The organism is Flagellimonas aequoris (genome assembly GCF_003584165.1).
In the GTDB taxonomy this organism is placed as follows: domain Bacteria; phylum Bacteroidota; class Bacteroidia; order Flavobacteriales; family Flavobacteriaceae; genus Flagellimonas; species Flagellimonas aequoris.
Map to the genome: position 1 here is coordinate 560,958 of NZ_QXFJ01000030.1, position 20,688 is coordinate 581,645.

A 20,688-nucleotide genomic window follows, 5' to 3' on the forward strand; every position below is an offset into this window, starting at 1 on the left:
AATCACCGCTTTGTAAAATGGATGTTTTGAGTGCCCTGCTTCATGGTCATACTGCCTTGGCTAGGGTCAAACTCCAAGGTTACCCCGGATTTATAATGTTTAAACTGGTCTTTGGCCACGGCATCCATGGGGTAGATCTGTTGCCCTTCGGGTTGGGCCAAGAGGTGGTTGCCTTCATGCGTCACCTTGATCACCAAACTGCTTTCCGTGCTGCCATACACTCCAAGATAGGGGGCAAGGTCTTCCTTGGTTACGGTATAGGTAGGTAAGGTGGGCAGATCAAAAGGCTCGCCAAAAGTATAGGCCAATACGGCTTGGTTCACTTGGCCCAAATCGTAGTTTTCGGCATTGGAGAGTAGGGCATAGGTCGTCTTTTCCTCAGGGAAATAATAATAGAATGCATTAAAACCATCGATCTTGCCATCATGGGTATAGGCCTTTTTATGAAAAAGTTCCGCTTCAAAAATACCCATGCCATAGCCATCCGTTTGCGTCAACATGGTTTCCAAGGAGGTTTTGGACAGCAGTTTTCCTTGAAAGAGTGCTTCTATAAATTTCACTAAATCCGGGGCGGACATCAAAATACCCCCAGCTCCCATGGGAATGGTGTAATGGGTATCGGCCACGGGCTGCCAACTTATTTGGTAGGTGTAGGAGCGGGTCTTTTTCTCCTCGGGAAGGGTTGTATCCCCAAATTGGGTGTGTTGCAGATGCAAAGGGGTCAAAATCTTTTCCTGTAAAATAAGAGCGTAGGGCTGTTGGTACACCTGTTGCAAAAGGTACGACAGCAATACGTAATTGGAATTGCTATAGGCGGCTTGGGTACCGGGTGCAAAATCGCTCCCTCCCGCCGCTATGATCTGTACCATTTCTTGCTCCGTCTTGGGTTGGGTGCGCCATTCCATAAAACCGGGGCCGTTCGTAAAATTATGGATACCACTGTGATGGTTCAGCATGTGCGCCACGGTAATCTTTTCCGCGTTCGGAATAGAGGGAAAATAGGCATCCAAGGCTTGGGACAGGGAGAGTTTGCCTTCTTCCATAGCTTTTAGTATAAGAACGGCGGTAAAGGTTTTGGATATGGAACCTACCCGGTATAAGGTGTTTTCCGTTGCCGGAACTTTGGTTTCCAAGTTGGCAAAACCGTACTGTGTGCCATAGATTTTTTGTCCGTTTCGGGATACTTGTAGGGTTCCCATAAACTTGTCCTGTTGGGCCAAGGTGTTCAAAAAAGTGTCCAATTGTTCTTGGGAAACCTGCTGGGCTTGCCCTAAACTGCAGAATAGGGCACAGAGAAGTATTTGAAAAAATTTTAGATGTGACATGGAAAGGGTTTACACCAAAGAGAACCATTCACTTTGATTGTTACAAAATTGCACAAAAAAGGGAGACCATATGGTCTCCCTTTACATATTTGCAGTTCCCTGGCCATGTTTACTCGGCGATCCCAATCAGTTTTTGTACTTCGGCATCAAAGCTCTTCAGGGTGGTGGCCAAAACCCCGATCTGTTCCTGTGCTTCTTTCCATTCTTTCTGTTCAATGGCCTCGCGCACGCCTGGAAGTGTTTTTACCCCATAGCCCGTGTAAAATCCGGGGGCATAGATCTGGTGCTTGAACCAGTCCCTTCGGGGCAGACCCTTATCCTGTAGCAATACCTGCTCCATACCCATCAACTCCTTGTTGAGCTGTGCCTTTTTGGCGGCGGGCAATTGGGTCAGGTCTACCTTGGAAAAGGTATCGATACTCGTTTTCAAATCTGCCATTGCGTTTTGCAGGGGCGAAAAGTCCAGATAGGGGATTTCGGCCTCCATTTTGGCAGGGGCAACCGGTTTTTTGGGATCCATCACCAATTGATAGGCATCCTTTTTTACCAGTTTGTTATGTTTTTCCACATCGGAGCGCATGTCTTCCAATGTCTTCATCACTTCTCCCAAATAACCGTTCACGGTGCTGTGCCATTGGGTCAGTTCAAACGGCAAGACCTCGGCGTTTGCCATACGGAGCACAATGCGACCGGCGGTATTGGCCAAAGCCACCCCATATTGGAAACCGGGGTCCTTAAAGCGGGTATAGTGGGTATAGGTATCGTAAATGGTATGGTATTCCCCACCGGAACCTTCGCCACCAAAGCCAAGGTTCAACGAGGCAATACCCGTATGTTGTATAAAGGGGGTGTAATCGGAACCCGAACCCAGGGCGGACAATTTAAATGAGCTGTCGCCACCCCGCATGGAGTTGGCGGCCATTCTGCGCTCCGCTACGGAAACCCCTTTCTGGGGATCGGTTACAGTATTGGCCACTTGGGTAACCATGGCCTGTAGGGAGTGGGATCCCCCAACACCCAAATACCCACGGCTGTTCCCATCGGTATTGACGTAGGCCACGGCCTTTTGTTTCAATTCGCCCATATGGTCCTCTACCCATTCCGTGGAGCCGATAAGTCCTGGTTCCTCGGCATCCCACGCACAGTACACGAGGGTACGTTTGGGCTTGTTGCCCTGCTTGGCCAATTTGGCCACTACGCGGGCCTCTTCCATCAAGGCGACCATACCACTTATGGGATCGCTGGCACCGTGCACCCAGGCATCGTGGTGGTTACCACGCACTACCCATTGATCGGGGAATTCGGAACCTTTTAGGGTAGCGATCAAGTTATGGGCAGGTTTCAACTGCCAGTCAAACTCCAGTTTCAAATGTACTTTGGCGGGGCCAGGGCCAATATGATAGGTAATGGGCAGTCCACCTCTCCATTTTTCGGGAGCCACGGGACCTTCCAATGCTTCCAACAACGGTTGTGCATCTTCATACGAAATAGGCAACACCGGAATCTTGGTGATGGTAGGGGCATCTTTTCTATCCAAACGCTTGGCATCCTTGGTGGCAGCATAACCTGGGGTCAATACGTCTCCGGGATAAAGCGGCATGTCCATCACGGAACCACGCTGTACACCGGTTTTGTTCTTGAAGGGACCTTTGGGGTACACATCGCCTTGGAAATAACCATCATCCATCGGGTCGGAGTAGATGATACAACCAATGGCGCCTTTTTCGGCGGCCAATTTCGGTTTGATACCCCTCCAGGAACCTTGGTATTTAGCGATGACGATTTTTCCTTTTACATCGATGCCCAATTTTTCCAGTTCCTCATAATCGCTGGGAATCCCATAGTTCACGAAAACCAGGTCGGCCTCCACATCGCCATCGGTGGAGAAGGCGTTGTAGCTGGGCAACAATTTATCGCCCTGCTCGGTATACGGGTCACCCTCCACAGGAATCGCCTTTAACGAAGCGGAATACCTAGTTGGGGCAGTAAGCTCCAATACGCGCACTTTAGGGTAGGGGAAAAGCACTTGGTAGGTATCGATACGGGTATCGTACCCCCACGATTTGAATTGCTTTTCCATCCACTTCACGTTCTGTTCGCCATAGGCGGTACCGACCCAGTGTGGCTCGGCGGCCATCAGCTTCATCCAGTCGTCCAAATTGGAGGCAGTAAGTTCTTTTTCGAATGCGGCCTCTAGTTTGAGTTCTTCATCGGAGGCCTTTTTGCTGAACCCAAGGACAGTTTCCTGGGCAGATACGGTAAGGGTACCCACTAACAGCAATAAGGGAAGTAATTTATTTTTCATTGTTTTGAATTAGCTCTTAAATTTAAGGGATCTGTTGTGTTTTGTGAAGCAAATCGACATTTAGAATTGCATTAAATTCAACATAATTCCATATTTCATAAAAATCCCATCTTTTTTGCTTAAAAATTGCGCAGTTACATGACTGCATGTATATTTGCAGTCAAATAGCTGCATAAAATGGAATTGCGTAGAGATGTTTTTCAAGCGATAGCGGATCCCACGAGAAGGGCGATCATCACCTTGGTGGCGGCAAACGCCATGACTCCTGGTGCCATAGCGGCAGAATTTGATTCTTCCCGACAAACGATTTCCAAACACATTCAAATTTTAACGGAATGTGAACTGTTGGGGCAAGAGCAGCAGGGGAGGGAGATCTATTATCATTTCAACCCACAAAAATTTAAAGAGATTGCCGATTTCATTGAACCGTTTCGCAATATGTGGGACGATAGGTTCAACACTTTGGAACAGGTGATGAAAAAAAGAATGAACAAGTAGTATTATGGAACGAAAGACAAAGATCAAGGCCGAGGACGGCAAACAAGAAATTTGGATCACAAGGGAATTTGACCTTCCTGTGGATATGCTCTTTATGGCCTATGAAGACCCCGAAATTGTATCGCAATGGATGGGCACCCAAGTCTTAAAACTGGAAAACCGCAACCATGGTAGTTATCTGTTCGAGACCACGGACCTCATGGGCAACAAACACCGTTTCAATGGAACCATACACGAAGTGGTGCCGAACCAACGGATCACACGGACCTTTGAGATGGAGAATACCCCATTTCCCATTCAGTTGGAGTATTTGGAGTTTGAGGCTTTGGACGATTACAAAAGTACATTGACGATGCATGTGGTCTATAAATCGGTGGACGATCGTGATAGCATGCTAAAATTGCCATTTGCCCAAGGCATCAATATGGCCCATAACCGCTTGCAGGATGTGGTTGGCCGTTTGAAATGAAAATCATCACTTTAAACAAATAGAAATGACAAAACGAAACAAAATCATGTATTGGGTGGCCACACTCTGGCTGGCCTTGGGCATGACTTCCACAGGAATTGTGCAATTGATGCATTTGGAAGAGGAAACCACCATGATGCAACATTTGGGATACCCGTTGTATTTCCTCACGCTAATTGGCATTTGGAAACTATTGGGCGTTGTTGCAGTGCTGATGCCCAGGCTCCCGATATTGAAGGAATGGGCCTATGCAGGATTTTTCTTTACCATGACGGGTGCACTATTTTCCCATGCGATGGTCGGGGATGAAGGTATAAGTTACTTTGGACCTGGTTTATTATTGGGATTGACACTAATTTCTTGGTATTTTAGACCATCGGATAGAAAAACGCAAAGCCATCCTATATGAATGCAAACCCAGCGGTAGACGAATATTTTGAAATAGGCTGCGGAAGATGCTCTTTGGTCGGCACCCCAGATTGTAAGGTACACCAATGGCAGGGCGAAATGAAATTACTCCGAACCCTTTTATTGGAATGCGGGGTTACCGAAGAACGGAAATGGGGCGTGCCCTGTTACACCTACAACGGGCGCAATTTTATGATGCTGGCCGCTTTTAAGGAGTATTGCTGGATCAGTTTTTTTAAGGGCGCCTTGTTGCAGGATCCCTACCAAATTTTGGAAAAGCCGGGAGAGAATACCCAATCCGGTCGGGTGGTGAAATTCACCCAAGTGGACCAGGTGAAGGAGAAGCTGGAGATTTTACGCCAATACATCTTTGAGGCCATGGAAGTGGAAAAAGCGGGGCTAAAGGTGAAGCGCAAGGATGTTTCGGAATATGAGGTGCCGGAAGAGTTCCAAGACAGATTGGATGCGGACCCTGAGCTGAAGGAAGCCTTTGAAAGCTTGACCCCGGGTAGACGAAAAGGATACTTGCTCCATTTTTCCGGTGCGAAACAATCCAAGACCCGTGAAGACCGTATCGAAAAATGTGTCCCGAAGATTTTGATGGGCATCGGGTTTCATGATCGGTAATCAATGAACAATGTGCAATGATCAATAAACAATTACTTTTACCCTAAACCACTAAATCCAACCAACATGTCTCAACGCAGAAAATTCTTGAAACAGGGGGCCGCGGCCATGATGTCCTTGCCCTTGTTGTCCTTCGATCCTAAAAAAGATTGGTCCATCGATTCCTTAAAGTATGTTGCCAACAAGGACGACGACTACTGGAAGATGGTCCGTAAACAATTTCCCTTGAAAGAAGGACAGACCTATTTCAATAATGGTACCATGGGCCCTACATCGGGTTATGTGCTGGACAAAATGTTCGACCACATGATGCACTGGAATGTGGAAGCCGCAACGGTGGATTATAAGGATGGTTCAGGGCCTGAACTGTTGACAGGGTATTTCCCATATGAAGAACTGCGCACCAAATTGGCGAAAATAGTCAACTGTGATTTTAAGGAAATCTCCTTGACCCAAAATGCCACCTTTGGTATGAACTACGTGGGCATGGGCCTCGTTCTGAAAAAAGGGGATGAGCTTCTCAACACCAATCAGGAACACGGCGGTGGATTTGGGGCTTGGCAATTGCTGGCCAAACGCAAAGGCTGTGTGTACAAACAGGCCACCATGCCCGAACCCGCCAATGACCCACAGGCCATTGTGGATGCCATTTTTAAAGAGGTGACCCCAAAAACGAAAGTCATTGCCGTACCGCACATCATATCCGGATTTGGAACGGTGATGCCCGTAAAACAAATCTGTGCCGAGGCCAAAAAACATGGTATTTTCACCATTTTGGACGGAGCGCAGTGCGTGGGACACGTGAAGGTGGATGTGAAGGATATCGGTTGTGATGCCTATTATTCCAGTTTGCACAAATGGTTATTGGCCCCAGCGGGCAGCGGTTTGTTGTATATCAATAAAGATGTGGTGGGCGGCATCTGGTCCACTATTGCCAGCTACAATTGGGACAATCAGGACGATCACGGTTTCCGTTTGATGCAAAACGGAACGGGCAATGCTGGGCTTATGGCGGGCTACGATGCCGCCGTGGACTTCTTCAACACCATTGGCCACGATGTTTGGATCGGTAGGATCAAGGAATTGGGCATGCACCTTCGTGATGGCCTCAAGGAAATGAAACACGTGACCATCTATTCGTCCACCAATGAAGAACTGGCTGCGGGAATCACTACATACGGGGTAGAAGGCATGTCGGGACCCGACCTTCAAAAGTATCTTTGGGAGAAGGAACGATTGCAACCCCGTTCCGTAGGGGCTAAAATGCTTCGACATTCCGTGCATATTTACAATTCCAAGGATGAAATCGACCGTGCCTTGAACCTGATTTCGGGCTTGGCATAAATGATTTCATATTGAGGCTGAAAAATATAAACCGGAGAGTCTAACCTGGATCCTTCGGTTTTTTTTTAATTCTTTTTTAAGATTTCGGTGGGAATCATGGGTTTCATTAATCGGTATATTCGTAGAAATAACCCAACCGATGAAAAAAATGTTACCCCTGGCCATTTTGGCCATTGCCTTCACCTCCTGTAAGAAGGAAGAAAAACCAACGGAATCCCCTAAAATAGCCTATACGGGCATTACCGAATCCATCAAACCCGGCGATAATTTCTTTATGCGCGTGAACAAGGTTTGGTACGATTCCATTCCAATTGCCGAGGATCAGGTAGGAGTGGGATCCTATAGTTTTTTGAACATCCCACAGAAGAAATTGCTTCAAAATATATTGGAAGAAGTTTCCGCTACCGAGCACGAAGCCGGAACGGTGGAGCAGAAGGTAGGCGATTTTTACGCTTCGGGAATGGATACGGCCCAGATCAACCAAAGGGGATATGAGCCTTTAAAGCCTATTCTGGAGCGCATCAATGCCATTACGGATGCAAAAGGAGTGATGGATTTTGTGACCGAGGCAATGGAAACGGGCAATAATTCCATCATTGCACTTCGTGTAGCGCCCGACAATAAAAACAGTAGCATCAATATTTTGCATGTGAGCCAATCCGGATTGGGACTTCCTGACAGGGATTATTATTTTAAAACGGATTCGGCAACCGTAGGTATTCAAAATGCTTACAAAAAGTACATCGCTACCTTGTTTGAGCTTACCGACCATAAGAACGGTACCGAAAAGGCAGAGACTGTCTACGAAATGGAAAAACAGTTGGCCGAATCGCATAAGACCCGAATCGAAAGAAGGAACATCAAGGCCAATTACAATAAGTTTTCCGTGGCGGATATGTCCACTGACAATGCCCATATTGGGTGGGCCGATATGTTGACCACCCTAAAGTTGGAAGCCGATTCCGTGGATGTACAACAACCCGCTTATTACGCCAAATTGGACGAGATGTTGGCTTCAACCGCGTTGGATGACTGGAAGACCTACCTTATGGCCCATACGTTGGACAATTATGCCAATTTTTTGAGTACCCCTTTTGAAAAAGCGGTGTTTGAATACAACAAGGTGCTTTTGGGCCAATCGGAACAACAGCCGCGTGCCCAGTTGATGGTACAACAGGTGGATCGTATGTTGGGCTTTGCTCTAGGCCAGTTGTACGTGAAGCGTTATTTTGACGAGGAGGACAAAAAACGGGTCTCTGATTTGGTGAACAATCTGCAAAAAGCTTTTGAGAACCGTATGTCGCAGCTCGATTGGATGAGCGACAGCACCAAGGCCAAGGCCAAGGAAAAACTATATGCCATCACCAAAAAGGTAGGCTATCCCGATGTTTGGAGGGAGTATGATGTGACCATTGACCGGGACACCTATTTTGAGAATGTGGTGACCCTACAAAAAAACGCCTACGAATACCGCATGAAGGACCTGAACAAGGCCCCGAACAAAGAAGAGTGGGGGACTACACCTTCTACCGTTACGGCCTATTACCGGGCATCTTCCAATGAGATCGTGTTCCCTGCGGGAATCCTACAGTTTCCCTATTTTGATAAGGAGGCGGACGACGCTGTGAACTATGGTGGCATCGGGATGGTGATCGGGCACGAATTGACCCATGCTTTTGACGATAACGGTTCACAGTATGATAAGGATGGCAACCTGAAAAACTGGTGGACCGAGGATGATTTGGCCAAATTCAAGGCAAAGACCCAACAATTGATCGATCGCTACAGCACGTTTACCGTTTTGGATAGTGTACATGTGAAGGGCGCCCTGACTATTGGCGAAAATACAGCGGATAATGGGGGTATTGCCATCGCCTATGATGCTTTCAAATTGACCCAACAAGGCCAGGATACGGTAAGAATAGGTGGCTACACCCCTGATGAACGCTTCTTTATGTCCATCGCCAGGATTTGGAGGGTAAAGGTCCGGGATGAGTTTATGCGCAATTATGTGAACACCAATCCCCATTCCCCAGCTATTTGGAGGGTGAACGGCCCGTTGATGAACTTCACACCATTCTATGAAACCTTTAACCTGCAACCAGGGGATCAAAATTTTAAATCAGAAGAGGAACGTATCAAGATTTGGTAGTAAAAAAGACATATCTAACCCTCACGGTACTGTTCATGTGCATGTTCTGTCATGCGCAGGATAAGAGCGTTTTTCAGGATGCCAATGAGTTGACCAAGGAAACACAGCGTGTAATCTCCGTTGTACCGGGACAGAAAATCGATACCGCCTATTTTAGGACCTTGTTTCTTCCCACGGCACACTTTACTGTTGTGGGTGAAGAAGATGGTAGTTTCATGCATGAGACCATGGACTTGAATGATTTTCTGGTTACCCTTACCGATGAATATTATACGCTCGGATATCATGAAGAGGCCACGGGGGAAATTATGGAAGAATACAATGGCATTGCCCAAATCATCCAGAGTTTTGAAGGGGTTGATTCCGAAAATGAAAAAGGAAAAGGGGTGGGGAGCTATCAATTGGTTTATTCCGATGGTAGATGGTGGATAGCCAATATGATCTGGACCATGAGTTCGGACGATGGCAAGGATATCCCTAAAAAGTACCTTTACCAGAACCATTGACTCTTTGTATGGTCCCAAGGCAATTCTCAAAACAGTTTTAAAACGTGAAGCATGGGAAATAGGGGCTTTTTTGCCCCTCAAATTTTTCAAAAAGAATTTCTGATGACGTGTCAAAAATAGCGATACCTTCGGGAAAAAATTTTTGACATTAGAGCAGAAGGTCCGTATGGTTGAGAACCTCTTCGGACAATTGGAAAAAGAGAGTGCCCAATTTCAGAAAGCATCCGGATTGGGCTGTGTTTCAGGCTGTGGAAAATGTTGTAACTATCCCCATATAGAAGCCTCCCCCTTGGAATTTTTACCCTGGGCCTTTCACTTGTTTTTGGCAGGTGAGGCGGAAACCACTTTGGATACGTTGAACGGCAACCCGAACCCCAATTGCTTTTTGTTCAAGCCGCTTTCCGCTTTGGATCAAGGCCATTGTGGCAGCTATGCGTACCGGGGTCTCATCTGCCGATTGTTCGGTTTTGGGGCTACCCGCGATAAATATGGCAGTTTACGCCTGGCCACCTGTAAGATCATCCGCGAAGGACAGGCCGAGCAATACAAAACGGTTTCCGAAGCCATTACCAAAGGGTTGTACGTTCCCGTCTTCACGGAGTATTACATGCAACTGAACCAGATAGATTATCAACTGGGCACCAAAATGATACCTGTGAACAAGGCGTTGAAAATGGCCTTGGAGGAAGTGCTGCAATACTACACCTACAGACCGTTGCCTGATGCGGGTATCCAATGTGTTTAGGGTCACTTCAAATGTAATCTTATTGTTTCCTTGTGTTGGATAATGCAATGCTGCCGATCACTATACCAACCATCCTCATTTTATAAAACCCCGTTCTTGTGGCTGGGGAGTGAAAAATCGTATCAAATTGTGGTAAAACCCTAAAAACTAGGTAGTTTTTACCCAATGGAAATCCAATAGGAATGCCTACATTTAAGGGTTGGACGTGTTTTTATTTCTTCCCCCAAACAGTCCAGAGAAAACTCCCCGATATATCAAGACCCCCTGGATAGTTCGAAAAACTTTTCTAAAACAATCGATATGGCCACTTACAACATTACATCCGACTTGCAGGAGCAATTGGATGACATTAACCAGAAACTTGAAAAAGCACAATCCGAAGGGCCCTTGACCCTTGCGGCCCAGACATCAGGGAATGCCTTTTGGGATTATCTAAAGTCTTGTGAACAATATGCGCATTCAGGAAACCTTCAAAATCAGGAGTATGACCATGACATGGAAAATGTACTGGCGTTGTATCACTTGAACCATCTTATTGATGAGGGACATCTTACCCCTTTGTTGCGGACCGCATTTCATTTACCTCCATCTACCATCACTCCCGAGATGTTGGAAGCAAACGCCAATCTGGCGGGCTGGGTATCAGGTGATGGGACCTTATATGCCGTTTCACGATTTTGTCAGTTGGATTTCCGTTGGATGCTCGTCATGGTCTATTACTTTTACTACAAAATATTTCCGCACAAGAAACACGGTTTTGTTCCACCACCGCAACCGGCCCAGCATCCAGAGATACCTTCCACGGCCACTGTGGCCATCATCGGAGATTGGGGGACCGGGGTTTGGCAGGACGGGGGAAAGGGCAAGTGTCCGGCCCAGTTGGTGATCGATGGAGTGCTTTCACGGAACCCCGATTATATCATTCATTTGGGTGATGTGTACTACGCCGGCACTTCCAAAGAAGAAAGGAAACACCTTTTGGACCTGCTTCCCAATAGTTATAAGGGTAGGGTCTACACCATGAACAGCAATCACGAGATGTATGATGGTGCCAACGGATTACTGGGAACAAGCCTGCAAGACCCCATGTTCCACCAACAACAGGGTAGCAGTTGTTTTCAATTGGCCATTGGGGGTTGGATATTTGTGGGGCTGGACTCCGCCTATTATGACGATAGCATGCTGTACATGAAGGGGTCCCTGTGCAATTCCGAAGGTGGGGAAGAGCAGTTGGGTTATTTGGGTTCAGCATATAGGACCGGCAAAAAAATATTTCTGTTGACCCACCACAATGGAATAGAAGTGGCCAAAGACGGTCCAACTCCCAATGAAACCCTGTGGAACCAAGTGGTGGGGGCCATGGACCAACACTTGCCCGATGCTTGGTACTGGGGCCATGTGCACAACGGTATCGTGTATAGGGACAATCTATCGTTCTATAACGTTGGGAGCCATACGGCCACCCATAAAATGCGATGTTGCGGGCATGCTTCCATACCCTTTGGTGACGGGTCCTATCTGAAGAAGGCCAGCCACGGAACAGATTGTACGGTTGACTATTATGCCTGCACACAAATGCCCTACCCAACGGATGAAGTACAAAAGCTAAGGGTACTCAATGGTTTTGCCATGGTCACCATAACCGGGGATACGTTGACGGAAGCTTTTTATGAAGTCTCCAATGACTATACGAAACCTAAGCAGGTATGGCCACATCCTTAATTTGTTGTCGGAGCCTGTCCTGAGCGAGGTAGAAGGGGAGTGGAGGAGGTAATGGGTGTGGAATGGGTATTAAGCACAATTATGTTGCTCAACATGGATTTTTAAAACAGCTTCTTTTAATTCCATGAGCACATGACAAACATTTTGACGATCCGTTTCTGAAAAAGTATCTGTTGGGAGGTAGTGGAACATATAAATGGCCTTGTCCAACCATTGGGTAAAGGAAAGTAAATTTCCCTCATGGCATTCTTCAAAGTAGGAGAGTAGGGGATGTAGGTTAATTTCGTTGGGAGTCATTGAGCTACTATATAAAGTTATCAACAATTAAGGATAAACTTTGTCTTTTATTTATATAAATAAAACTTAAACAAAGTTAAGATAAACTTACATGAAAATATTTAAAGAACAAAGTCTTTATTATATAAATGAAAGTTCAAGTTATATTTTAACAAGTTTGGATTATATCTTGTAGTATCTAAATAGTATTATGACTGATAGAATTAACAGGATAAAAGAAGTATTGGTAATTCAAGGAAAATCTCAGGTTTGGCTTGCAGAGGAACTTGGAAAAAGTACAACTTCTATAACAGCTATCTGCAATAACAAATCCCAGCCACATTTAAAAGATTTAAAGAAGATTGCTGAAATCTTGGACGTGGATATAAGGGAGTTATTAGTTTCTACAAAATGATTGCCTCGAGTTTTTGAAATCAGAATTTAGAATTAATTGCCAAAACTAACCGGAAGGAAGGAGTTGATTATAGCCTTAATTTCAATAATATATTAGATTGAGGATTTCCGTAAAAAATTATTGTCCTATATATCTAACTTTAATTTCTGAACAAAAACTTAATAAAAAAATGGCAAAATTAGCAAACTATTTCATATCAGGTGTGTGGAAAGATAGTAATGATAATATTACTCACGTGTTATTGCATATGGTTAATGATGATAATTCATTTCAGTATGGTGTCAAAACTACTGAGTCAGTAGCTATCAACTTAATAAAACAAAGAAATACTATTAAAACAATTACTTGGGGATATCCTAATTGGCAAATAGGAGCCTCAGTTACTTATGTAAATAGTAATAATCGTGAATATTTACGAACCGTTGCAAACGCTACACAAAAAGACAATTTAGATAATGCCATTAATATGAGCTCAATTAGAAGAGATTAAAATGTAAAATAGATATTTATTTTTTATCGGATGAAGCGTTGGCGAAATGGCCTCAGAAAACTTTGGCTAAAACAATAGGAGAAATGAGCGGCGATATTTTAGAGGGTTAGAAATACATATTCTTAATAATAAAAATTTTTAAAGTTAGTTCGAAGTAATCTTGATGGGTTAAGATGTTTTCTAAAATATAGCGATTGAGCCGTACATTGTTTCCAAAGTTTTCTGCAGCCTTGATTTTTTGTTTCTTTTTTATCAAGAAAAAAGATAAAAAGGAATTAACATAAAATTCTAAGACATGAGTGATGCAATTTGGGCTTTAATAGGAGTGGTTGTTGGAGGACTGTTAACGGGCTGGATAAATTATGGTCTTCAAAAGAGACAATTCCAACATAATTTTGAAATGTTCCGATTAGAAAATCAAAGTAAGGAAACTGTCAAATCAATATTAACTGATTTACTTTGGCACAAAAAGTTCATAGATCGTTCTATGAAAGCTCTTAAACAAAATATTGGTGGTTACACTGAGGACGAAATAAGACAACTTCTTCACGAGGTTGGTGCTGTAAAAATAACTAGAAAGAAAGATAATACTGAATGGTGGTACTTAAAGGAAAGAGAGGAAGAAAGAATAGAGCACTTAAAGAGTAAAAGCTAGCGAAGTTCCTTTTTAGCAGGATGTTAGCAAGTGCTTAGAAATTTATGCTCCGCTAAATTTTAAGCTTTTGCGACAAGCTGACGAGATTCCCCTGAAATTTTTCTTTTCCAAATTCGTAATTAAAACCAAAGGTTTCAACAAATACGAAAAGCTGAGCTTTTAATAGCGCTGGCCAAGTGGCTGAGAATTGCGTATAAAAATAAATGCTTGGGCATTTACTTTTTATGAAAGCAATGTGCTGTTGGCCGAGTGGCTATTTTACATAGCGACAAATTATAGGTGCAAATACGTAGTAAAATAAATTAGCCAGTGGCTGATTTGTTTTGACGGCGAAATGGTGAACTGGAAATAAAGAGACGAATGTTTAAAGCAAATTGCTTTGACATAAAATCGTTGTCGTTATGACGCTAAAGCATCAGAACTGATTTTATATCAAATAGCACAGCTATACGCAATTTACTGAACGATAGCGTTTGCACTATAATCTACGAAGGGTACAGGAGAATGACAGGTAAGTGATTACGAATATAATCTTTTCTTTCCAAAAAGAATTTTATAATAGCAAAATTTAAATTTACAATTACAACATTTCCATTTTATAAAATAAACATTATGCATGGCTTTAATCAATGGACTGTAAAAGATAGATACCCTGACAAGGAATTAGAGGAAATTAATCCAATATCCTTGCGAATTTATTCACTAGTAGCTAGAAACAAGACTGATTTCGAAGAAAATAAAAATGCAGTTGAAATTCTTGGAGCACTCAAAATGATTGAAGCACTTGACTATCACTATCAAAATTATATTGATTGTAGTGAGGATAAGTTTTTAACTAATAGAATACATGAAACTGTAGCATATCTTAATAGATTAAGGCAATTTTACTATTTCCTTATTTCCAAATTCCTCAAAACTACTTTTGGTATAGAACCCGAGAAAATGACACCAAAAATATTAGAGTTAATAAAAATTGGAATGGTAGAAACTGCTCACAGAGCATTAGATTATAAAAAATCACATATTTCAAAAGAACGAAAGTATACAAGCGCATTAACATTTATTGGTATTCAAGTTGAATATGACCATTTACATCGACAAAAATTTACTTTGAGACATAATGATGATCCGACAAAATGGCTAATATTTACTCCTGAAGAAGACCATGAAACAATAATGGTTGAATGTTACTCAACATTTCAAACAATGGTTAAAAAATTAAAAAACCAATAATTGACTTTAGTATTTTATTCACTTTTATTTCAATTAACCCCTTTTTTTTCTTTTAATTGCACTCCCAAAATCTTAAAACCCAAATCTTATGACTTTAGCAATGATCGGCCCCTGGCAATTTATTCTCATTTTACTTCCTGTTTTAGGAATCTTTTTCCTTGGCTATTTTATTGGCAAAAATGCAGGTTATATCAAACGAGTAAGAGAAACAGAAAACAAATGATAGCTGCAATGGTGTAAATTTAATCTACATCATATAGCATCACCTCAATTTTCCATACGTTCCCATCATAGAGAAAATCTGCTGGAACAATGTTTAATTCCTTAATTGGGTCGGCTCCATTTAACCCTAAGAAAATGGTTTCATGCACTTCGTCAATTAAGGAAAAACCTGCTTTGGCAAAATCGAACGGCATTTTGTAGCCATTAGAAATCATCTCAAAACTTTCCATATAAGGAGAGTTATAAAGCATAAGCAAATGCCCATCAACTGATGGCCCATAACTTTCATGGGGAACAAAGTTTATAATCAAACTACTTTCAAGTAAAGCGTTTTTCAATGTTACCTCGTAACCTTGGAAAAAATCATATGCAGGATTGATAACCTTATTAAAGAGAATGTAATCTGCTTGCCCTACCTCATTGCCATTATAAAGCACTAATTGCCCATCCTTTGGATTGGAAAACTTACCATAATATACTGTTTCCAGTTTGTTCGCAAAGGAATCATTTATTGGTTTTAAAATCGGTTTTATAGAAATCACTTCATTATCTGAATATAAATCCTTAACCGCCTTATTTACTTCACAACAAGAAAAATCTATCATGATCAGACCTTTTTAATTTTTTCATATGTTCTATAACCACTCATCCCCAGCATGGCGAGTAGAATGCTAATCAATTGCCCCAATTCAATTGAGGGTAGGGGAGCCACATTTAATCCGGCCACATCAAAAATCCAAGTGATAAAATCCCTAAAAATGAAATGGTAGGCTAGTGCGGAACCACACACCCAACCAATGAAAGGACGCCATCCACTAACAAACAAATTCTTATTGCTTGCCTCAATTTTATTGAGTTCAATCTGATGAATATTTGCCCTTTGCATTTCCTGAATCAATGCAATTTCAAACTCCCTTAATTTGGCTTCTTTCCCTTTGAACAAATCAATAAAATCCTTGTTCCCAAGAAGCCCCCTAAAAATGGATAGTATATCTCCAATCATTTCTTTTTATCTAAAAATTTCTTCACATTCAATGCAATTGTGGTAACCAACAAGACTACCGTTAAGCCCTTTTCCAAATGGACCATCAAACTTCCCAAGGAAAACAATGAAATAATGTTTACTTCCCAAAGCTTCATTCCACAAACATTAAAGAGTTACCTGTTTTTAGGTTGTAAGCATCCAAAGCCCCATATTTAGCAGAAAATGGAAAATAGATTTTTAACCATTTGTTAAATGGCCTATTGCCATAGACTTCGACCATCATTTTTAATTCTTCATGCGCAAGTTTATGCCACATGCTCAAAAAATAATCCTCATCAAAAAATGGTAAGGACAAATAAATAAACCACCTACGGGCATTCTTTACATCCTCTTTCGTATGTTCAACCTTAGTTGCTTTGATGTTCAAAACTTCAAATAAAATACCCAAGGAGTAGACCAATAAACCAATAAGGCTTGGTATGAACAATATCCATTTAACTAATTGGTAGCCAAGGAGCCGAGTTTTTGATTTTTTCTTTATCATTACTACTTAGAGTTTGATTTAATACTTGGGTTAAATTGCTATCCGTACCAGTTAAGGAATCAAAATTGTCAAAGGTGGAAGAGTAGGGGTGAATACCAAATGCAGCCTGTACCTTATAATAATCTGAAAGCGTCAAATCCCTAATAAGTTCAACGATTTTATCCTCGTCGGTCATAATGCTATTTACTTCTGCAAAAATGGTAGCAGAAATAGATTTTGCTTCATCCGAACTTAAGGTAGAGGCCACTCCCTTAACAGAATCAACCGCATAAGAAATCCCCTTTTTAATCCACCCCCAAACGAACATTAGCACTACTAGAAACACAGCAACACTAACCAAAACCATTGTTGGGTTCTTTAGCCATACCTCTTTGACCTTTGCTAACATCCGCAGACATTTTCTTTAGTTCCTTTGTTGAGCAGCATTGCCTTCATAGTGTCTAAAATTTCCCCATTACCTGTACTGGCTATTCTATTGGATTTAGACTGCAAAGAACTTTGCACATCCATACAAGAACAGGGCTTTTTTTCCTTTTTGGAAAACCATAAAGCAACACCAACCAAGGTAGTCACCACTATTCCAATCACTATCATCCACTTATTTTTCATACCTTAAAAAATGGTTCAGGGTTCAACAATTCATCTTTAGCATACAGTTCAAAATGAACATGATTTGTCATGGTCGAGCTGTATCTTTTTGTAATGTCATCAGCAATGCACAATTTTTGACCTTCTTTAAAAGTTTCCCCAACAGAGGGTAAATCCTTCACGTACATAATTTTGGCCTTATAATCAGAGTAGTTGCCAGTACCTTGGATTTCAACAAGCCGATAACTTGTATCATCGGAGTAGGGGAAACCCAACCGAACAACCTTACAGGGAAAAGGAGCATAAACAACACTGCCAAAAGGAATATCAAAATCAATCCCTTTATGTTTGTGGTCGCCCCTTGGAGCGTTGAAATGTCCACAGCCCCAAGCATCACAGAGCCTTATTTTTCCAGTACCGTTTAGAGCAAAAAACTTCATAATTCTAAAAATTGCCAGGATCATAAAAACCAATACACCAAGTATCAGTTTTTCTTTGGTTCGAGTATGTCCGGAAAGATGAACCATATTACAAATGGGAGGCACATGAAAGCCATCACAAGCCAAAACCCTTTATTTTCTTTATTGAACATCCTTTAATCGTTTTCCTTTTTAGAGGCAGAAGCCACGCCCTCACCATCCACTGAAACAGTTAATTCTGCTTCCCAAATCTCGCTAAGACCATCATGCATTTGCTTTAAGGCCTTTGCAACAACTTGGATTGAAAGAGCGTATTTTTCTATTTTCTTCCCATAGGAAAGAGCCTTTAGAATCTTACTAATCATTACCTAGTGAATTTTCCGAAATAGCCTGTTACCCTTTTTCCACCAGAGGTTACTCCATGGCCATTTGGGGTAATGGTCATTCCAATATCACTAAGCACAATCACTTTGGTGTCTTTGTTCATACTACAAGGAATGAGCATCTTTTGACCTGAATTGTGATAAAACACTTCCGCAATCATGGTGATGAATACATTGCCAGTAGATTTGGCGGTATACTCTTTAGAATCCTTATAAGGAGCAACTTTAGCAGTTATCAAGCCTTTACCTTTCGATTTGTTCCAAGCGTTTACAATGGTGGCACCCTTAAACTTTCCTGTTTTAATAGTTGAATACTTTGCACCACTTCTTTTAGGTGGTGGTTGCATGTTCCCTCCATTGCCGTTCCAATTTCCACCACGGTTTCCATTCCAGTTACCACCACGATTTCCATTCCAATTTCCGCCTCGATTTCCGTTCCAGTTATTGTTGTTGTTCCAACCCATGATCTAACTATTTAGAGAATTTTTTGACATAGATTACACTCACAGTAATGCCAAGCGCCATAATGACCAAATGACCTACTGTAATGCCCCAAAAAAGAGGCTTCATAAAGATTTCTTTTACCTTTTCCATTACCTATAAAGTTTTCTAGATTTTGATTTACTATATGAATTACCAGTTTTCATGAACAAGCCAACGAGAGCAGCCAAACCAAGACCAATACCACCCATTACTTGTAAAGTTTTTGTATCTGAAGTTTTTGAAGTTGTAGTACCGAAAGGATTAGCACCCCCAAATGGGTTAGATGTGGTTTTTGTAGAAGTTGTTGCGCCTGAAGAACTTCCCACAGTACCCCCAAGAGTTTCTTTTACAGTCTCTACGACGTCAGGGCGAACAGTAACCTTAATTTGAGGAACACTTTTGGTATAAGGCACTTTAACAGCTTTTCCCCCTGCTTCTGTTCGATATAGGGTAATGGTTTTCTTGGAAATGGTAACATCACAGTTTACTTCATTGCAAATCTGTTTTGTTGTACTCTCCAATTCTGTCAAATAGGCATCAATACCCTTTTCAAGAACAATTAACCCTTTAAGCGTACAATCTTTGGCCGAATCATAACGCCATCCAATCCAGTTTTCCAAAGTTTTTTTGGCATCATAATCAGATGCCACTTTGCCCCAAAATGTCCTAAAGAATGTGTTTATTGAATTTTCAAGCCCACTCCTTTGAACATTCAAAGAGGATTTAAATAATTCAGCCACTTTGGAAATCCATGTTGGCAACTCCTCTTCGGCTCTAGATGGTGTCCAAGTCGCACCCCAACAGTTAAAGCCGTCTTTTAAAGCTTGCCCAATGGTTTTACTGATTACTTTTCCATCCAAAATTTTACCAACTAAACTGGTAACGGAAGTAATCGCACCAACCATCCCCACCATACTGCCACCACTTGTTGTTGTGGTAGTTCCTGTAGGTGATTTAGTAGGTTGGGTAGAACCCCCCAAAATGGGCAACAATGTTGTTGTAAGTGGCAATATTCCTATCATAATCTCACTTGATTTTTTAAAAGCCCCTGTAATCCCTTAACGATACAAGGGCTTTCCATTAAATGCTCAACCAACTCAATTTTTTATCTGAAATCCACCGTTAGGTAAGTCATATCCTCATTTAAAGACGTGTCATGGTGGAGTGTAATGGTTTCAAGCTGTTCCAAAGGATAACCAACTTTTACGACCCCATTACTATATTCTTCGGCTACTGTTTCAAATTGGCTCATTTCAAATGCCTGCCTAAAAGCTTCCATTTGCTCCAATGAGATTTCCACTTTCCTAAACTTGGGTTTTCCATCCGTACCCATACCATCGGAAACCAAATGCGTGATTTTGGTTGGGACGTGGCCACCGTTGAACAAAAGGAAATCAATGTCTCCATAGTTTTCGGATTTTTCGGCCTGTGTTGCTTTTACCTCTGCCTTTTTAATGATTACAGGAATCCCAAGACGAGAGTTGTCCAAATTGAACACATCAAAGGTTGCACCACCCAAATTGCTTAGGGTTACCTTGTATTTTGTATCATCATCGAATACAAGCACACCACTTGCGGAAAAGATGACCAAAGGAGAGTTTTTGTACACCGAATTGGTAGCATCATAAGAAATGACATTATCCCAACCCAAGTACCTATTAAGGTCGAAAAGGTCTGCAATATTCATTTCAGGAATACGGTTTACATCATTGGAATTGGTCGTAACCAAATCCACTTTGATTTTTGTGCCAAGAGGAAGACCATTCCCAAAAATGAGCCCTTGACTTGGTTCAGTAACCTCAAACGTCAAGGTATTTGCTGCGACTGCACTTGCTAACTTCATGTTTGTATTGTTTTAAAATTTTTGTTTGCAACGAATTACAACACAAACATA

The 20,688-nt window shown here is 42.2% G+C and carries 28 protein-coding genes; 14 read left to right on the top strand and 14 right to left on the bottom strand.

Going from position 1 to position 20,688, the window contains the following annotated elements:
* Nucleotides 1-2: 2 nt before the first annotated feature.
* Both D2U88_RS16005 and D2U88_RS16010 read right to left on the bottom strand, forming a co-directional pair.
* Nucleotides 3-1,325 carry a serine hydrolase domain-containing protein gene (locus D2U88_RS16005; RefSeq protein WP_119641529.1) on the bottom strand — a complete coding sequence of 441 codons (1,323 nt, stop codon included), beginning with the start codon at nt 1,323-1,325 and terminating at the stop codon, nt 3-5.
* A 109-nt stretch (nt 1,326-1,434) separates the two neighbouring features.
* On the bottom strand, nt 1,435-3,630 hold the full coding sequence (locus tag D2U88_RS16010; protein ID WP_119641530.1) for a transferrin receptor-like dimerization domain-containing protein: 2,196 nt from the start codon (nt 3,628-3,630) through the stop codon (nt 1,435-1,437).
* Between the two features lie 177 nt (nt 3,631-3,807).
* Here D2U88_RS16010 and D2U88_RS16015 point away from each other — a divergent pair, with 177 nt between their 5' ends.
* The 9 genes from D2U88_RS16015 (at nt 3,808) to D2U88_RS16055 (ending at nt 12,101) form a co-directional block, all read left to right on the top strand.
* Nucleotides 3,808-4,128, top strand: coding sequence for an ArsR/SmtB family transcription factor (locus D2U88_RS16015; protein WP_119641531.1), 321 nt, complete (start codon nt 3,808-3,810; stop codon nt 4,126-4,128).
* Nucleotides 4,129-4,132: 4 nt separating this feature from the next.
* Nucleotides 4,133-4,597, top strand: coding sequence for an SRPBCC domain-containing protein (locus D2U88_RS16020; RefSeq protein ID WP_119641532.1), 465 nt, complete (start codon nt 4,133-4,135; stop codon nt 4,595-4,597).
* 25 nt (nt 4,598-4,622) lie between these two features.
* A complete protein-coding gene (locus D2U88_RS16025) occupies nt 4,623-5,006 on the top strand; it encodes a DoxX family protein (RefSeq protein WP_119641533.1) in 384 nt (127 codons plus the stop codon).
* Nucleotides 5,003-5,632, top strand: coding sequence for a YdeI/OmpD-associated family protein (locus D2U88_RS16030; protein ID WP_119641534.1), 630 nt, complete (start codon nt 5,003-5,005; stop codon nt 5,630-5,632). The genes D2U88_RS16025 and D2U88_RS16030 overlap by 4 nt, the downstream gene beginning before the upstream one ends.
* A 66-nt stretch (nt 5,633-5,698) precedes the next feature.
* The gene (locus tag D2U88_RS16035; protein WP_119641535.1) at nt 5,699-6,976 is read left to right on the top strand and encodes an aminotransferase class V-fold PLP-dependent enzyme; all 1,278 of its coding nucleotides are present in this window, start codon (nt 5,699-5,701) and stop codon (nt 6,974-6,976) included.
* Between the two features lie 139 nt (nt 6,977-7,115).
* Nucleotides 7,116-9,128, top strand: a complete 2,013-nt coding sequence (locus D2U88_RS16040; RefSeq protein ID WP_119641536.1) for a M13 family metallopeptidase — start codon at nt 7,116-7,118, stop codon at nt 9,126-9,128.
* The gene (locus D2U88_RS16045; RefSeq protein ID WP_119641537.1) at nt 9,122-9,634 is read left to right on the top strand and encodes a hypothetical protein; all 513 of its coding nucleotides are present in this window, start codon (nt 9,122-9,124) and stop codon (nt 9,632-9,634) included. Before D2U88_RS16040 ends, D2U88_RS16045 begins: the two co-directional genes overlap by 7 nt.
* A gap of 166 nt (nt 9,635-9,800) precedes the next feature.
* Nucleotides 9,801-10,379, top strand: coding sequence for a YkgJ family cysteine cluster protein (locus D2U88_RS16050; RefSeq protein WP_313782410.1), 579 nt, complete (start codon nt 9,801-9,803; stop codon nt 10,377-10,379).
* Nucleotides 10,380-10,679: 300 nt separating this feature from the next.
* Nucleotides 10,680-12,101, top strand: coding sequence for a metallophosphoesterase family protein (locus tag D2U88_RS16055; RefSeq protein ID WP_119641539.1), 1,422 nt, complete (start codon nt 10,680-10,682; stop codon nt 12,099-12,101).
* Between the two features lie 69 nt (nt 12,102-12,170).
* On the opposite strand, the gene D2U88_RS16060 is transcribed toward D2U88_RS16055, so the two are convergent.
* A complete protein-coding gene (locus D2U88_RS16060) occupies nt 12,171-12,398 on the bottom strand; it encodes a hypothetical protein (RefSeq protein WP_119641540.1) in 228 nt (75 codons plus the stop codon).
* Nucleotides 12,399-12,588: 190 nt separating this feature from the next.
* Between D2U88_RS16060 and D2U88_RS16065 the strand changes: the two genes are divergently transcribed.
* The 5 genes from D2U88_RS16065 (at nt 12,589) to D2U88_RS19785 (ending at nt 15,393) form a co-directional block, all read left to right on the top strand.
* The gene (locus tag D2U88_RS16065) at nt 12,589-12,792 is read left to right on the top strand and encodes a helix-turn-helix transcriptional regulator (RefSeq protein ID WP_119641541.1); all 204 of its coding nucleotides are present in this window, start codon (nt 12,589-12,591) and stop codon (nt 12,790-12,792) included.
* A 169-nt stretch (nt 12,793-12,961) separates the two neighbouring features.
* The gene (locus D2U88_RS16070) at nt 12,962-13,282 is read left to right on the top strand and encodes a DUF3892 domain-containing protein (protein WP_119641542.1); all 321 of its coding nucleotides are present in this window, start codon (nt 12,962-12,964) and stop codon (nt 13,280-13,282) included.
* Nucleotides 13,283-13,577: 295 nt separating this feature from the next.
* A complete protein-coding gene (locus tag D2U88_RS16075; RefSeq protein WP_119641543.1) occupies nt 13,578-13,937 on the top strand; it encodes a hypothetical protein in 360 nt (119 codons plus the stop codon).
* Nucleotides 13,938-14,549: 612 nt separating this feature from the next.
* Nucleotides 14,550-15,170 carry a hypothetical protein gene (locus D2U88_RS16080; RefSeq protein WP_119641544.1) on the top strand — a complete coding sequence of 207 codons (621 nt, stop codon included), beginning with the start codon at nt 14,550-14,552 and terminating at the stop codon, nt 15,168-15,170.
* 88 nt (nt 15,171-15,258) lie between these two features.
* Entirely contained in the window at nt 15,259-15,393 is a 135-nt protein-coding gene (locus D2U88_RS19785) for a hypothetical protein (protein ID WP_262696603.1), read from the top strand.
* Between the two features lie 19 nt (nt 15,394-15,412).
* Here the strand turns inward: D2U88_RS19785 and D2U88_RS16085 are convergent, their stop codons facing one another.
* The 11 genes from D2U88_RS16085 to D2U88_RS16130 all read right to left on the bottom strand — a co-directional run bounded on the left by D2U88_RS16085 (nt 15,413) and on the right by D2U88_RS16130 (nt 20,637).
* Nucleotides 15,413-15,997, bottom strand: a complete 585-nt coding sequence (locus D2U88_RS16085) for a hypothetical protein (protein ID WP_119641545.1) — start codon at nt 15,995-15,997, stop codon at nt 15,413-15,415.
* 2 nt (nt 15,998-15,999) lie between these two features.
* Nucleotides 16,000-16,395 carry a 3TM-type holin gene (locus tag D2U88_RS16090; RefSeq protein ID WP_119641546.1) on the bottom strand — a complete coding sequence of 132 codons (396 nt, stop codon included), beginning with the start codon at nt 16,393-16,395 and terminating at the stop codon, nt 16,000-16,002.
* Between the two features lie 133 nt (nt 16,396-16,528).
* Nucleotides 16,529-16,921, bottom strand: coding sequence for a hypothetical protein (locus tag D2U88_RS16095; protein WP_147378598.1), 393 nt, complete (start codon nt 16,919-16,921; stop codon nt 16,529-16,531).
* Entirely contained in the window at nt 16,872-17,309 is a 438-nt protein-coding gene (locus D2U88_RS16100; RefSeq protein WP_119641548.1) for a hypothetical protein, read from the bottom strand. Before D2U88_RS16100 ends, D2U88_RS16095 begins: the two co-directional genes overlap by 50 nt.
* A complete protein-coding gene (locus D2U88_RS16105) occupies nt 17,303-17,530 on the bottom strand; it encodes a hypothetical protein (RefSeq protein WP_119641549.1) in 228 nt (75 codons plus the stop codon). Before D2U88_RS16105 ends, D2U88_RS16100 begins: the two co-directional genes overlap by 7 nt.
* The gene (locus tag D2U88_RS16110) at nt 17,527-18,075 is read right to left on the bottom strand and encodes a M23 family metallopeptidase (RefSeq protein ID WP_147378599.1); all 549 of its coding nucleotides are present in this window, start codon (nt 18,073-18,075) and stop codon (nt 17,527-17,529) included. Before D2U88_RS16110 ends, D2U88_RS16105 begins: the two co-directional genes overlap by 4 nt.
* A gap of 29 nt (nt 18,076-18,104) precedes the next feature.
* A complete protein-coding gene (locus tag D2U88_RS16115; RefSeq protein WP_119641551.1) occupies nt 18,105-18,293 on the bottom strand; it encodes a hypothetical protein in 189 nt (62 codons plus the stop codon).
* On the bottom strand, nt 18,293-18,775 hold the full coding sequence (locus D2U88_RS16120) for a hypothetical protein (RefSeq protein WP_119641552.1): 483 nt from the start codon (nt 18,773-18,775) through the stop codon (nt 18,293-18,295). Before D2U88_RS16120 ends, D2U88_RS16115 begins: the two co-directional genes overlap by 1 nt.
* A gap of 7 nt (nt 18,776-18,782) precedes the next feature.
* Nucleotides 18,783-18,905 carry a hypothetical protein gene (locus tag D2U88_RS19790; RefSeq protein ID WP_262696604.1) on the bottom strand — a complete coding sequence of 41 codons (123 nt, stop codon included), beginning with the start codon at nt 18,903-18,905 and terminating at the stop codon, nt 18,783-18,785.
* Entirely contained in the window at nt 18,905-19,816 is a 912-nt protein-coding gene (locus D2U88_RS16125) for a hypothetical protein (protein WP_119641553.1), read from the bottom strand. Before D2U88_RS16125 ends, D2U88_RS19790 begins: the two co-directional genes overlap by 1 nt.
* A gap of 83 nt (nt 19,817-19,899) precedes the next feature.
* A complete protein-coding gene (locus D2U88_RS16130; protein ID WP_119641554.1) occupies nt 19,900-20,637 on the bottom strand; it encodes a hypothetical protein in 738 nt (245 codons plus the stop codon).
* Between the last annotated feature and the right edge of the window lie 51 nt (nt 20,638-20,688).